Origin of the sequence: Niallia sp., assembly GCF_031978665.1 — a bacterium.
Classification (GTDB): Bacteria; Bacillota; Bacilli; order Bacillales; family Cytobacillaceae; genus Niallia.
Genome location: NZ_DALZDK010000030.1, coordinates 29,812 through 43,193 on the forward strand (window position 1 = coordinate 29,812; position 13,382 = coordinate 43,193).

Annotated in this window: 19 protein-coding genes; 8 read left to right on the forward strand and 11 right to left on the reverse strand. The window is 32.4% G+C overall.

The window, feature by feature from the left end; translation table 11 throughout:
- Positions 1-87 precede the first annotated feature (87 nt).
- Positions 88-606 carry a nucleoside deaminase gene (locus RTL21_RS16200; protein ID WP_312097337.1) on the reverse strand — a complete coding sequence of 173 codons (519 nt, stop codon included), beginning with the start codon at positions 604-606 and terminating at the stop codon, positions 88-90.
- Between the two features lie 500 nt (positions 607-1,106).
- Here RTL21_RS16200 and RTL21_RS16205 point away from each other — a divergent pair, with 500 nt between their 5' ends.
- Both RTL21_RS16205 and RTL21_RS16210 read left to right on the forward strand, forming a co-directional pair.
- Positions 1,107-1,532, forward strand: coding sequence for an HAD-IIIA family hydrolase (locus RTL21_RS16205; RefSeq protein WP_312097249.1), 426 nt, complete (start codon positions 1,107-1,109; stop codon positions 1,530-1,532).
- Positions 1,526-1,666 carry a hypothetical protein gene (locus tag RTL21_RS16210; protein WP_312097251.1) on the forward strand — a complete coding sequence of 47 codons (141 nt, stop codon included), beginning with the start codon at positions 1,526-1,528 and terminating at the stop codon, positions 1,664-1,666. Before RTL21_RS16205 ends, RTL21_RS16210 begins: the two co-directional genes overlap by 7 nt.
- Positions 1,667-1,854: 188 nt before the next feature.
- On the opposite strand, the gene RTL21_RS16215 is transcribed toward RTL21_RS16210, so the two are convergent.
- Complete coding sequence (locus RTL21_RS16215; protein WP_312097253.1) at positions 1,855-2,088, reverse strand: hypothetical protein; 234 nt, start codon at positions 2,086-2,088, stop codon at positions 1,855-1,857.
- A gap of 209 nt (positions 2,089-2,297) precedes the next feature.
- Here RTL21_RS16215 and RTL21_RS16220 point away from each other — a divergent pair, with 209 nt between their 5' ends.
- On the forward strand, positions 2,298-2,573 hold the full coding sequence (locus tag RTL21_RS16220) for an ArsR/SmtB family transcription factor (protein ID WP_312097339.1): 276 nt from the start codon (positions 2,298-2,300) through the stop codon (positions 2,571-2,573).
- Positions 2,574-2,698: 125 nt separating this feature from the next.
- Positions 2,699-3,082: a VOC family protein gene (locus RTL21_RS16225; protein WP_312097341.1), complete on the forward strand. Its 384-nt coding sequence runs from the start codon at positions 2,699-2,701 to the stop codon at positions 3,080-3,082.
- Positions 3,083-3,169: 87 nt separating this feature from the next.
- Here RTL21_RS16225 and RTL21_RS16230 read toward each other — a convergent pair whose 3' ends face one another.
- The 3 genes from RTL21_RS16230 to RTL21_RS16240 all read right to left on the reverse strand — a co-directional run bounded on the left by RTL21_RS16230 (position 3,170) and on the right by RTL21_RS16240 (position 5,094).
- The gene (locus RTL21_RS16230; RefSeq protein ID WP_312097255.1) at positions 3,170-4,168 is read right to left on the reverse strand and encodes an NADP-dependent oxidoreductase; all 999 of its coding nucleotides are present in this window, start codon (positions 4,166-4,168) and stop codon (positions 3,170-3,172) included.
- A 33-nt stretch (positions 4,169-4,201) separates the two neighbouring features.
- Positions 4,202-4,537: an ArsR/SmtB family transcription factor gene (locus RTL21_RS16235; RefSeq protein WP_312097257.1), complete on the reverse strand. Its 336-nt coding sequence runs from the start codon at positions 4,535-4,537 to the stop codon at positions 4,202-4,204.
- Positions 4,538-4,761: 224 nt separating this feature from the next.
- Complete coding sequence (locus RTL21_RS16240; protein WP_312097259.1) at positions 4,762-5,094, reverse strand: DUF6176 family protein; 333 nt, start codon at positions 5,092-5,094, stop codon at positions 4,762-4,764.
- Positions 5,095-5,548: 454 nt separating this feature from the next.
- Here RTL21_RS16240 and RTL21_RS16245 point away from each other — a divergent pair, with 454 nt between their 5' ends.
- Complete coding sequence (locus RTL21_RS16245) at positions 5,549-5,701, forward strand: hypothetical protein (protein ID WP_312097261.1); 153 nt, start codon at positions 5,549-5,551, stop codon at positions 5,699-5,701.
- Between the two features lie 161 nt (positions 5,702-5,862).
- Here the strand turns inward: RTL21_RS16245 and RTL21_RS16250 are convergent, their stop codons facing one another.
- On the reverse strand, positions 5,863-6,846 hold the full coding sequence (locus tag RTL21_RS16250; RefSeq protein WP_312097263.1) for a hypothetical protein: 984 nt from the start codon (positions 6,844-6,846) through the stop codon (positions 5,863-5,865).
- A 145-nt stretch (positions 6,847-6,991) separates the two neighbouring features.
- On the opposite strand from RTL21_RS16250, the gene RTL21_RS16255 reads away from it, so the two are divergent.
- Entirely contained in the window at positions 6,992-7,855 is an 864-nt protein-coding gene (locus RTL21_RS16255; protein WP_312097265.1) for a sugar nucleotide-binding protein, read from the forward strand.
- 215 nt (positions 7,856-8,070) lie between these two features.
- Here the strand turns inward: RTL21_RS16255 and RTL21_RS16260 are convergent, their stop codons facing one another.
- Entirely contained in the window at positions 8,071-8,298 is a 228-nt protein-coding gene (locus RTL21_RS16260; RefSeq protein WP_312097267.1) for a hypothetical protein, read from the reverse strand.
- 217 nt (positions 8,299-8,515) lie between these two features.
- On the opposite strand from RTL21_RS16260, the gene RTL21_RS16265 reads away from it, so the two are divergent.
- A complete protein-coding gene (locus RTL21_RS16265) occupies positions 8,516-8,791 on the forward strand; it encodes a hypothetical protein (RefSeq protein WP_312097269.1) in 276 nt (91 codons plus the stop codon).
- A gap of 133 nt (positions 8,792-8,924) precedes the next feature.
- Here RTL21_RS16265 and RTL21_RS16270 read toward each other — a convergent pair whose 3' ends face one another.
- The 3 genes from RTL21_RS16270 to RTL21_RS16280 all read right to left on the reverse strand — a co-directional run bounded on the left by RTL21_RS16270 (position 8,925) and on the right by RTL21_RS16280 (position 10,963).
- Complete coding sequence (locus tag RTL21_RS16270) at positions 8,925-9,563, reverse strand: VanZ family protein (protein WP_312097271.1); 639 nt, start codon at positions 9,561-9,563, stop codon at positions 8,925-8,927.
- A gap of 303 nt (positions 9,564-9,866) precedes the next feature.
- On the reverse strand, positions 9,867-10,169 hold the full coding sequence (locus tag RTL21_RS16275) for a hypothetical protein (protein ID WP_312097272.1): 303 nt from the start codon (positions 10,167-10,169) through the stop codon (positions 9,867-9,869).
- 137 nt (positions 10,170-10,306) lie between these two features.
- Complete coding sequence (locus RTL21_RS16280) at positions 10,307-10,963, reverse strand: class I SAM-dependent methyltransferase (RefSeq protein WP_312097274.1); 657 nt, start codon at positions 10,961-10,963, stop codon at positions 10,307-10,309.
- 410 nt (positions 10,964-11,373) lie between these two features.
- Here RTL21_RS16280 and RTL21_RS16285 point away from each other — a divergent pair, with 410 nt between their 5' ends.
- Positions 11,374-11,700, forward strand: a complete 327-nt coding sequence (locus tag RTL21_RS16285) for a GNAT family N-acetyltransferase (RefSeq protein WP_312097276.1) — start codon at positions 11,374-11,376, stop codon at positions 11,698-11,700.
- A gap of 76 nt (positions 11,701-11,776) precedes the next feature.
- Here RTL21_RS16285 and RTL21_RS16290 read toward each other — a convergent pair whose 3' ends face one another.
- Entirely contained in the window at positions 11,777-13,255 is a 1,479-nt protein-coding gene (locus tag RTL21_RS16290) for a DHA2 family efflux MFS transporter permease subunit (protein WP_312097278.1), read from the reverse strand.
- Positions 13,256-13,382: the final 127 nt, after the last annotated feature.

A 13,382-nucleotide genomic window follows, 5' to 3' on the forward strand; every position in this document is an offset into this window, starting at 1 on the left:
TTGCTTTTTAAAAATTATTCTACGTTAAAGGATAGTGTCTATTTTTATCAATAAGAATGCGCTCTGTTATTTTAGTCCCTTATTCGTTTAAACTCTTTCTTGTAAAACCACTTTACGTAAGTTTATAACATTATTAGGATTTAATGCCCATCGTTTCATCAATTCCATTTGTTTCTCTTTCAAATCATCAAAAGGTTCTTCAACTACTTCAACCTCACAAAATCTCTTATCAAATACTTTGGAACCTTGTATTTTTTTATAACCACCAAAACCAATATCATCGTTAAGTAACCAGACTACTTTTTTGATATTGGCAAATAATATTCCGCCAGTGCACATCGGACAAGGTTCCAACGAGGTATAAATCGTAAACTTTTCACGATTTACTTTTGCATTAAATATAGATTTGCCTGCCTTTCGTATTGCGTCAATTTCAGCGTGAGCGGTTGCATCTTGTTCGGTATGTACTCTATTACGACCTTTTGCAATTAAATTATAGTTTTCATCCACTATAACTGCTCCAATTGGATATGTATTCTCATCCAATGCTTTTGCTGCTTCTTGCAATGCTAACTCTAAAAAATATTTATCTTTATCAATAATCATTATTAGTCTCGTCCTCTCCCGATCCACTTCTTTCTTATTTATTTGTTTATTGTTCTTTTGGAAATTGGAAAATTCTGATAACAAAATTTTATCATAGATGGTTTCTGTTGGAAACAGGTAGCCTTCAACAACCATCTTATTAACTTTTGTGTCAACATTGCGATGTTAATATTGTAAAGATTTAAATCCAACTCAAATGTTGGTTTTAGTTTTAGTAGGTCATCAAATTCAGTAAGTTTCAATAATGGTTCGTAAAATGGCTATAGATAGTTGCCTGTCACACATAGATGCAACTTCTAAAAAACTGAAAATTATCAGCATTTAAGTCTTCGTGCTGAACAAACAATGAGTTGGATTTGATATATATAAATTTGAAAACTTTTGATACACTTAGCTTAACAAAGTTGATGTTATATAAATGGTTTCTTATTTAAATTTCGAGTAGATTTTTAGGTTAAGGTATGGCATTGGGAAAATTTGTTAATCAGGTGGTGTAAATGATGAAGGCTGTTTTTCTAGATCGTGATGGAACAATTGGCGAAACTGGTGGAGGAATCCATCCGTTTAAATTTTCAACGTATAAATTTTCTCCTAAATCAATAAAAGCTTTAAATGAGTTAGGTTTAAAAGTATTTTTATTTACTAACCAAACAAGAGTTGGTCGAGGGTTTTTTACTGAACAAGAATTACTCAAGAGATTTCAAATGATGGAAGAAGATTTAGCAAAACAGTCTGCGTATTTAAATGGAATTTTCTATTGTCCTCATAAACCTAATGAAGGATGCCAATGCCAAAAACCCAATATTGGTCTTTTGTTGGAAGCACAAAAAAAGCATAATTTAAATCTTAATGAATGTTATGTTGTTGGGGACACGGGTAGTTCAGATATGATTGCGGCTGACAGAGCAGGAATAAAAAAGTGTTAGTTAAAACTGGATGGGGAATTGATTCACTTTCTACCCATCGTGATAACAGGAAAGGAATTGAACCTGATTACATAGCTGATGATTTGATAGATGCAGTAAGATGGATTTCAATTGATTTACTAGAAATAAGTTAAATTTCAAGGCCATATATCTTGATAGCAATCTAATTAGTTCCGCTAGCTCAAATTAGGGAAAATCCGGCATTTGAAAATCGAGTAGAACAAATGCTTCTTACAGCTTATCAATACTCAAACAAAACAACTGTTAATACCTTGTGGTCTCTGTCATAAATAAACAATAGGATAAAAGTTTCCAACTATTCTTAATTAATATTCTCCTTTTCTTCCAAATATCTGTCTAATGCATCTTTAACCTTATCATTTTTTGGTTCAATTTTTGAAAGTCGTTTGCCAATGTCATTTAGCAAGTATATCCCTCTGAACAAACAGCCTAAAACTATACCAAAAGCGATAACTCCTATTATTTGTGGTGGTCCAATCATAAATAAAATGAAGCCTAATATTGTTGATAAAACTATTGATAAAAGAAGATACACAATAACACCTCTTTACAAATTATTTATTCTATCTTTCAAAAGTCACTTATTTATCTTTATTTTACCATACTACTGTTATTCTCAATAAACAACAAAGTTTACGAAAACAGGCTTAAACAAAAATACTAATATCTATATGTCATTGAAATTACGCAACCATTTAGTTCCCCTCATTGACAAGCAACCAAATAGTTACTTATAATCAATATATGTGGGACAAAGACGCTATATTTAAAGCACTTGCCGATTCAAATCGGCGACTAATACTAGATGAACTATCTGAACGGAATGAGATGACATTATATGAACTTACTGCTCGTCTCATTATGAAACATAACCTTACCATTTCACGACAAGGGATAGCGAAACATCTTTCATTATTAGAAGATGCAGGACTTGTACAATCAAAACGAAAGGGAAAATATCGAGTGCTCCTTTATAACAATGAACCACTTAAAGATTTGTTGAAAGGATGGTTAGAGTAATTTTAGAAACTATCTCGGTGATAAAAGGTTAAGAATAAGAATTTTGGAGACTGTATAAGTTATTTGCTTACACCTTGATTATTATCAAAGCATCATTCATACCAATATCAAAGGAGCCAAAAAGGATGAAAATCATTGTTACCAGTTTATTCGTAGAAGATCAAGACAAAGCATTAAAGTTCTATTCAGAAACGCTAGGCTTTGTAAAGAAGCACGACGTACCTAGTGGAAAATTCCGATGGATCACCGTTGTTTCTTCCGAAGATCAAGGCGGTACCGAGCTTGTTCTCGAACCGAATGAGAATCCGATCGCTAACGACTACCAAAAGAAATTATTTGAACAGGGTATCCCAGCGACTATGTTTGGGGTTGCTGATATTCATGAAGAATACAAACGGTTATTGGATAAGGGTGTTCATTTTACGATGGAGCCGACAAAAATGGGTGATATCACTATAGCTGTATTTGATGATACTTGTGGTAACCTTATTCAGATCATACAGCAGTAACGTTTATATTAGTAAAGGACCTCCTAATATAGGTCCTTTACTTCATCATTTTCTAACATCAAAAGAACATCATTCCTAAAATGACTACTATCTAATTTTCACTATTATTTTCCCTTTCGCCCTTCCTGTCTCCGCATATTCCATCGCTTCTTGAGCATTTTCAAAAGGATAAACTCTATCAATGATAGGTTTGATCTTACCAGCCTCGATATAGTTTGCGATGGTACGTAATTGCTCACCACTTGGCTTCATAAACAAAAAGGAATATTGAACATGATGCTTTTTTTCAAGGGCAGTAAGTTTATGACTCGCTGCTGAAAACAACAATGTTTTAAAAAATCCTGAACCATATTCTCTCCCAAAGCGCGCATTCGGTAATCCCGAAACGGAAACAATTTTTCCTCCGCTTTTTACCACTCCGAATGATTTTTCCAGTATCTCGCCTCCAAGTGTATCAAATACAGCATCATAGTTTTTCAGTTTCTCTTCGAATTTTTCAGTCTTATAATTTATAATCTCATCTGCACCAAGAGATTTCACTAAATTCGCACCAGCTTCACTTGCAGTCGTTGCAACAGTGGCTCCCATTATTTTTGCCAGTTGAATAGCAAAAGTACCTACACCCCCTGCCCCAGCTTGAATTAATATTTTTTGTCCTTTTTGTAACTGCATAATGTCTACAAGTGCTTGGTAGGTGGTTAGCCCAACAAGCGGGATTGATGCTGCTTCTTCAAAGCTCAAATTTTTAGGCTTTAAGGCGATATCATCTTCATGAATGGCGATATATTCAGCAAAAGTACCGATTTTACTTTTTCGGGGACGTGCATATATTTCATCACCAACTTTAAAGCGAGTCACTTTTGCGCCAACCTTTGCAACTACTCCAGAAAAATCATTCCCTAAGATAAGCGGCATTTTATATTTCACTAACAATTTCACTTTCCCATCACGAATCTTAAAATCAACAGGATTGATACTAGCTGCATGAATTTCTGCAAGTACCTCATACTCTCCAATTTCTGGTGTCGGCATTTCTGCCAAACGCATTGGAACTTTTCCATACTTATCAATAATCATTGCTTTCATTTCCTATACCTCCAAATAATGTCTATTTTAAATTCAATAAAACTTCTCCATGAATGTATCAATATCCGACATAAGCGTTCTTAATAAACCTAATTCTGAACGTACATTGATATAATAAAAGTTTTTTGTCCCTTCTTTACGCATTAAAATAACACCAGCATCTCGTAAAACCTTAAGATGATGGGATACAGCAGGTCGAGAAAGATGTGTTTGTTCTGTGATTTCCCCCACGCGTAGTCCTGTTTGACAATCGGTCCCCATTAGAACTAACAAGATCGATTGCCTAGTTTCATCTCCAATTGCCAGTAGTACCTTTTGACAATTTATAAAATCCTCTTTGATTATATTAAGTTGGTCCTGTTTATTCATTTAGTAAAATCCCTCCAACAATCAGTTTAATGGTTTAAGTTGATGAACCATATAACCTAAACCAAGAATATACTATTGTTTTCCTTGCTGCAATATTGAGAAAGTAAATCGAGACGAATGAAAGTCTAGTCAGCAATGATTTTTTTCATAACTAATACTTAAGAAAACCATTCAGCTGCTTATTTTTTTAGGATATATATAAAGGACCTCCTAAAAGAGATCCTTTACTTCATACTATCTTTCACTTTTTGAGGTATCATAACAACTTCCGTCTTTAAATCAACTGGCTTAAACGTTTCGTCTATGCATTCGTTCCAAAACTCAATATGCTTTTTATCAATCCAGTGCTCCGATTGTTCTACTTCTTGCCCATCTTCGCCTTGGACAGAATACCAGTAGATATATTCTTCCCCGTTCAGCGTTTCTCTAAATATAGTCTCGACAAACATTTTTTCCCCTTCTAATGTGACAAGAACCTCTTTCTTATTTTCATTTAAGAAGCTAAACCATTTAATTATTGCAGAAGAAATGAGCCGCGTATGCGAAGTTTTAACCACTTTGTGCAGATTGAAGAACCAATATAAATAGTATCACGAAAGCTCTTGTGTAATTATGTTGCATGATTCAAGCATGACACTGATATACAGGAGGTTCCACACCAAGTTTCTATGGACAATTAACGGAAACTGTATTCCTTGACTATCCAGTGATAGAACTAAACTAATGGTTCTCTGACTGATTTCTTCAAAATACAGTTCCAGAATCTTACGACAATTAATCATATTAAAAAAAGCTAGAACAATACAATGACCAACCAATCTATGGAAAGTTGTTTGCTACCACTAAAAGACAATTGTTATTTCACAGTATCTACACCATTTTTTTCCATAAAACTATTGTATTATCCGACATTAAACACAATTTGATTTATTTACAGAAAATCAATAATAATAAAAATTGAAAAAAAATTAAGATATGGTAACATAATGGAAAATAAAAGGAGATATATCGATGAATAAAGTAATCTCTATTTTATTATTTGCTATTTTTTGCGCTTTAATTTTTATTGGTATAGAAATACATAATCTTTCTAATGATTTAAGTCTTTATTTAAATGAAATAAATGATAATTTAAGAAGATTACCTGAAAACTTACAAAATTAAAAAAAAGCTGAGAGAAAAGTATTTTAGCTAAAGAAAACCCAAACTATCATGCGAAATTCTAATTTAGATTTTCGTAATAGTTGGATTTTTTTAATGAATATTGCTATTTTAATAGGAATTATTCAGCTTTATCAGCGGGCAATTGTTTGTCTCCCCTTCTTTTATTTTTTAATAGAAGGAATTAACGTAATTTCACCATCATATTTAGCATTTCCATTTGCCCCCAAGTTTATTACCGGTGCGCCATATGTTATTTCTATGCTATCCAAATTCAACCCACCGTCGCTTGTTCTATGTTTATATGCACTTTTTACTTCTACGTAATCATATCCATAAGACTTTGCAAACGAAAAGTCATACCACATTTTAATTTTAATATAATTAACTTTGTAGGAAACATTTTCTCCATTTACTTTTCCTATATAATTATCCTTTAGATTTGATACTAACGCCATACCGTCAAATTCATCTTTCCACTTAGAGCTACTTGCTCCATATTCAATTGTATCTGAAACATTACTTGTTTTGTAAACTCCATCACCTGCATAATACCTTCCAGAAGCTTCGTAATATTGTTTACCTTGTCTACTTGAACGACTTAAAGTAAAATAATCTGGTCTTCTTGGAGCAGCTGCAATAACATCCTCCAGTCTATTAATAGGCATTTTTTTCCATCGTAAACTGGTTGTAATTCTATATTTTCCAGTAGATAATTTAGTTAATGTTGCGTCCATTATTTTATAAGTTGTTTCTTTTAGTAAATCACTATCACTTAAAGTTGAAAAAGTAGATTCATTTTCTTGTTCTAATTCTTCATAAAATTCTTTTTCTGTTAATATCTCATCTTTCTGCTCTATTACAGTAATATCACTTTCATTAGAAGTTGTACTAAACGCAACGTTCTCATTAGTTTGAGATGAATTTTCTTTATAAATATAAGTTGTTTTAATATAGGTTGTTTGTATCCCCATATCTTCTCCAGTTATTCCATTATTTAAATTGTATTCTTCCTGAGTCAAGTTTTCTATATCCTGAAAATCATACCCTAATCCCATTAAACGAATACAATCCTCTTTTTCAATAACTACACCATATTTGTTGGTAAAAGTTTTGGCTTTTTGCAGTTCCTCTTCCCTTTTTTTCAATTGATCTTCAGTAAGTGGTTTATAACTGTTGTTTTTGCCATTTTACATATCCTCTCAAACTTCTCTTTTATATGCTAGTATGAATTTTTTATGATAAAATCATTTTAACAGATTTTTCTAAATATACGAAACAGGAGTATTCTTTATGAAAATAATGATATTAGGTTCCACTGGATTTTTCGGTTCATCCTTATTTAAACTAGCTGGGTTAAATCCTAATTATTACGTTTGCGGCACTTCTCGCTCCAATAATGCATGTACAAATATTTTACAACTAGATATAAGGAACAAACATCAGGTAACACAACTAGTCAATCATATTGATCCAGATGTAGTTATCTGGTCTTTAATGGATGGGGAAAAGGAAAATCATCTTATAGAAGTTGGTCTCAACCATTTATTATCTGCCATTTCAAAGGAAACTAAATTAATATATTTATCAACAGACGCCGTTTTTGTAGATGGTAAAGGTAACTATGCTGAAACAGAGCAACCAGGATTTCTTCCTAGTGAAGCTCCTTTATCTACATATGTAAATGCCAAACACGTTGGGGAAGACTTAATCCTTGCAAATCATGCAAACCATGTCCTAATTCGTACTGGTCCCCTATATGGCGAAGATGCCAATCACATGATTGAAACCAGAACACAGCGCATCATTCATAAGATAAACACAAATGGATATGCGAATGCTGCTGCCGACACGTTCAAATCCTTTGTTCATATTGATGATTTGGCAAAAGCAATAATCGAAATGATAGAAATGGATTTCACAGGAATTATACATGTTGGTCCAAAACAGAAGGAAAGCTATTATTCTTTTTATTTAAAAAGACTTTCGCAGATTGGATTTGATTCTACCAATCTTTTTCCCTTTAACATTAGCAAGTTTGAAAACCCATATCATTCTTTTGATACATCATTAAACACACAAAAAGCTACTAGCCTACTGTCAACCTACTTTCGGAATATGGATGAACCAAACGGTATAAAAAAAGATAAATTATAATGATACATATTATGAAAGTAAACGAAAGTCATGTGGAAGGGATTTCAAGAGTATGTTTAGAAAGTTTGCGGTTCACTTGATATGCCATCTAATAAATTCCTCGAGGTAAAAATTCAAGCCTAATTATATTTATCTAATGTTATTAGGCACTTTTTCTCAATGCAACAGAAAGTCATAGCTCGTTATCTATTACTAAATCAAATATTTTTCAATCGTTATATCCTCTTTTTCATTCGATATGCAAACAAAAACGGAATTAACGGCAGTACTACCACTATTTTCAACCAATTTTCTGCTCCAATAAAATAGAGTGATGGGATTAAAAGGAATATCCCACTAATGAATAAAGCTTTCCAGGATACCTTCCTTAAACCAATTATGAGTAATAGGCATGAGACACCGACTAATAACCAGAATAGTAATCCGAACCAATAGAATTCCATAATGATTCCTCCTATTAAGCTACTTTGTTTGAAGAAAATACTATCATCGTCTTATGATTGATTTCAATTAATTGGAAAATCAATCGACTTTCTCCTGTTTATTGTTTTATAATTCTAAATATAAAAAAATTTCAAGAATATTACAGTAAATAACAAATTATATTATCAATTATAAAAATTGAAGTGACATAGAAAGGTGATACAAGGAGGTTTTATCATGCCGGCGAATAAATTGTCCTATATTTGTGTAGCTATAAATATTATAGGAATTCTGTGTTTCTACATTGCTTCTACTTTCCAAATCTTAGCTGATTTGTTTGGTCTCTTAATCTTACTAATGATCGGTGCTACTCCAACTGTCTCCTTTATTGGAATACTTCTTGGTATAGGCGCTATTGTACTTAAAGAACCTTTTCTCAAATGTATTACTGCGATAATTTTAAACTTCGTGTTTCTTTTGATTTTCTTGAATGGTTTTTCGATTTTAAAGTAATATTAATTGGAAAGAATGTTTGCACTAATTCAACCTCCGTATTTTCTAAGAAATCACATTTGAAAGGATACTCCAAAATCATTAAGATAATTTGAAATAAACTACAGATTGATGACCTAGTATCCAAAAAATATTATCTAACATTCATCCAAGAATCTTTCCTTATATATTTATGCTCTATCTTATTCCAAAGATAATAACATACCATACCTATACAAGCACCAAAAGTATTTAAGATAATATCATCAATATCTGTACTTCTATTCATCCCGATTTGAAATAAGCGGTAAATTACGTTTTCAACGAATTGGATGAACTCAATTCCTATTGTAATCAGCAAGGAATACCAAAATGTCTTCTTATAATTTTTTGTCCATTTGAAGTAAAGCATGCTAAATGAAAAAGGCGCCAGCATGATGGTGTTTCCAATAATTTGATATAGTAAAGATGCTTGCAATTGAACCAGGATACTTTTTAAAGGGATGAAGTTCGTTGTATAAAAAACATTATATATATATTCTATCGTTAAATCATGGTCACCTAACAATGTAAATCCTCTAAAAAATACAGTTCTATTAAACAAGATACAAAAATAACCAAAAAATAAAACACTTATTATCCAATCTGTTAGATTTTTAATAACTGTAATTCTTAATAGGTAGAATAAACAAGTTAACACCACAATTAAATTAATGATAGCTTCGCTTTCAAAATAAAGTATACTATTTCTCCAATATATAATAGGAATAGCTAATAATAAATATTTTTTCATACTATCTCCCTTGCTAATATAAAATCACTTCATATCCCTAAGAATCATGTAAATACCATTTTATTAAGTTTAGACCTTCCAACAGATTCGTATATATCCCGTTTAATAACAAAAGATAATTGTAATAAAACATCCTTAGGAGAAATTTTATTATGAGAACACTCTTTTTTCTAATACTACTTTTCACATCATTTCATACAGCAGTAGCTGCTACCACCATAACAGAAAACCTTCCTCCAAAAGCAAAGATTACATTAACAGAGTCTGCCTTTTTAAGATTTCTCGGTCCAACTATTCTTGAAATCATGGGGATGCATGTACTTTCTGATGAGTCATTTCGTGCATGGTCGATATAACCCGATACTCATGCCAATATTCATAATCAATTTTGCTAATGTCCACTTCTGCTTCCTTTTCTGTACTTTTACTCGCTTCAATACTTATATCGATAGCCTCTCCCTCTGCCGATACAACAGAATCCTCAATCGTATTTGTGGAAAAATGATGATAAAATCCGTATGTACCAAAGCCGATTAGTAATAGTAGAGCGATACTCCATATAGAAATATTTAGTCCCGCTTTTCCTTTTACTTCTTTTTGATTCATCCATTTACCTTCACCTAACCCTATTTGTTTTATATGGAGAGTTTCTTTCTTTATAACTTGACCGGTTCTATTATGTATTTGTATATCTGACTAAAAATCGTTCCCATTCTTAATGCGTTTATTTCTCCAACTAAGGATTATCCCTCTTTCTTTCTAGATAAAATTTCTAACGTACTATGATAATGAGGGTTCCCATGCGTAATATCTAAAAAGTTTGATTTAACCAAGCTGATTGTTTCATACCCAGCTACTAAACTTCCAAGTTCCTCTTTGGTAAAATAATGAAGATACATATTATTTTTCTCATCATAAAATGTTAAATCTGCTAATCTATGGCATCTTTCTTTTACTTTTGTTAAACTAGGTTCCTCCTCATCAAATACATTGATATAGATTAAACCGTTTTGCTGTAATCCATTTCTTAATTTTGTCATTATATCTTTAATATCGTTATCCGTGAAAAAGTTTAATACATTAGACAAAATAATGCAGGAATATGCTCCAGGTTTAACATCAAAAGTTCTTATGTCATCAACCTTTGCATCAATACGCAGATTATATTCTTTCGAGAGCTCCATACACCTTTTAATTGCAGTGTTCGAAATATCTATACCTTCTACCTCGTACCCTTTCATTGCTAAAAAGATTGCATTTCTACCTTCTCCAATCCCAATATCTAATATCTTTCCACTTTTAGGAATGAGGTCAATATACTTTGACAGCTGATTGCTTGGTGCATATCCCCATAAGTTTTCCACATTTCTGTATTCCTTCTCCCAATAACCTTGTTTCATTTCATCACACCTAATTTATTTTTTGATTAAACTTTACTAAAACGATTACTCAAACAAGTTAAAATTATCTCTTTTTTGTGTTTGATCATATACTTCCAATAATTCAGCTGGAATATGCTCTATTGTCATTCCTGTTATTTGCAGGTTTCTTAAGTTATGGTTACGTATCTTAGCCCCTTATAAATCGCATCAACATAAATGGGTACGGTATCTATTAATCACCAATCACATATGGAAAATTCTGATAATATTAGTTTAGCATGGAATATTGCTGTTGAAAATGCAAAATCCATTCATCCTTCCTTTTGATCACTCTATTTGTGAGGATCCCTGCCATTTTTACATCGTTCATAAGATTCATCTATGTTACTATTTATTGGTAAACTTCATTTTAGGAAATGGATAATCGATTGAACTCCTCTTTAACGCTAGTTGCAGAATACAAGGACGAAATAACAGGATACGCCTTTTTTTCAGGCGACTTAACGAAGAAAGATATCTACTTAGAGTCCATCTATATTCATCCAAGTTTCCAAGGACTAGGAATTGGCAAACAATTATTAAGCACCGGAATTAATTATTACAGGAATCCAAGTACTCTCTCGTTAACGGTTTATAAGGGAAATCCGAATATAGTATTCTATGAAAAAGAAGGATTTAAGGTTGTTAAGGAAAATATCGGTGATTTCTATGGATATCCGATGGTATTCATTATGATGACTAAAGATTTAAAATAAGGGATTAGTACCTGTAAGATGAAAAAAAACTGTCCCAAGTTGTAAATAAACTTGGGACAGATCCTTAATAGCATGGTCATACTTTATCTTTTGTTGGTTTTCTAGTTAATGGTTGAGCTTGTTCTTTAGGCTGTACTTTCGTCTTTGCTTTTGACGGTACAAAGAAAGTTAATATCAATGCCACAATAGCTAAAATGGTCATGAAATAATACGCATCACTTGAACCTAATATGGAAGCCAGCTTGCGAATCATATCAGCTGTTGCATTTGGTGTTTCTTTCATTAGTGTTTCTGCATGGCTAGTTGTTTGTACAGTAAATACGGTTATAACTACTGCCGTTCCAATTGCACCTGCTATTTGACGTAATGTATTATTCACGGCCGTACCATGTGTTACCAGTACCTTTGGTAAAGCATTCAAACTAGCCGTATTCAATGGCATTGTAATAAAGCTTAAACCAATTCGAAGAAAAATGGTTCGTATCATGAGAAAAACAAAGGTTGTTGTCTCTGTTAAATCGGTTACCACCCACATGGAAGGAATGATGAAGATCAAACCAATAATGAATAATGGTTTGGCTCCAAAACGATCATACAATTTTCCAGTAACAGGCGACATAAAAGCATTAATTACTGCACCTGGCAATAATAGCAACCCTGCATTAAATGCCGTAAATCCTCGTCCATCTTGAAGATAGATTGGTAATAAAATCATATCTGCATACATCATCATCGTCACAATAATGTTAATGATCGATGTTAGTGTAAATACTTTATTATTAAATACATTTAAGTTGAGTAATGGATCCGATGACTTCATTTGTCTCAGACAGAATAGGAAAGTAGTGATAATCCCTATTAGGATAGTAATAATAACAAGTTTATCATCCCATCCTCTGCTACCAGCATTACTAAATCCATATAAAATTAGCCCAAAACCAATAGTGGAAAAAATAACACTTACAACATCTAGCTTCGCCTTTGCCGTTTCTGAAACATTGATCAAATATTTCATGGATAATAATAGTACGATTACGACAAGTGGTATTAGACCGATAAATAACCAGCGCCATGAAAAGTATTCAATGACAAAACCGGCTAATGTTGGCGCAATGGCTGGAGCGAAAATAATAGCGAGACCAATTAGTCCCATCATACTGCCTCTTTTTTCTGGTGGAAAAATAAACATAACGACACTCATTAATAATGGCATAATAATTCCTGCACCAATAGCTTGTATCATACGTCCTGTAAGTAAGATAGAAAATGTAGGCGCTGCTGCGCATAAAATGGAGCCTATTAATAGAAATAACATGGAGCTGATAAATAATTGACGTGTTGAAAAACGCTTCATTAAAAATGCGGTAATAGGGACCAAAACCCCGTTTATTAACATAAATCCTGTTGATAGCCACTGTACAGTTGGCGCAGAAACAGAAAATACATCCATTAAATTACTTAAGGCAACGTTTAACAGCGTTTGGTTGAGCGTGGAAAGAAAACACCCTAAAATTAACACGGTTAACAATACTTTTTTATTGATTGATTCTGGCATAGACAAGTTCCTTTCTTCATTTGCTTTTTTAACACTGTGACAATAAAATATAGAATAACATGTATTTTTATTGATTCCTATTTACAATTTTTTAAAATGTGTTAACTAAACGACATATTTGCAAAAA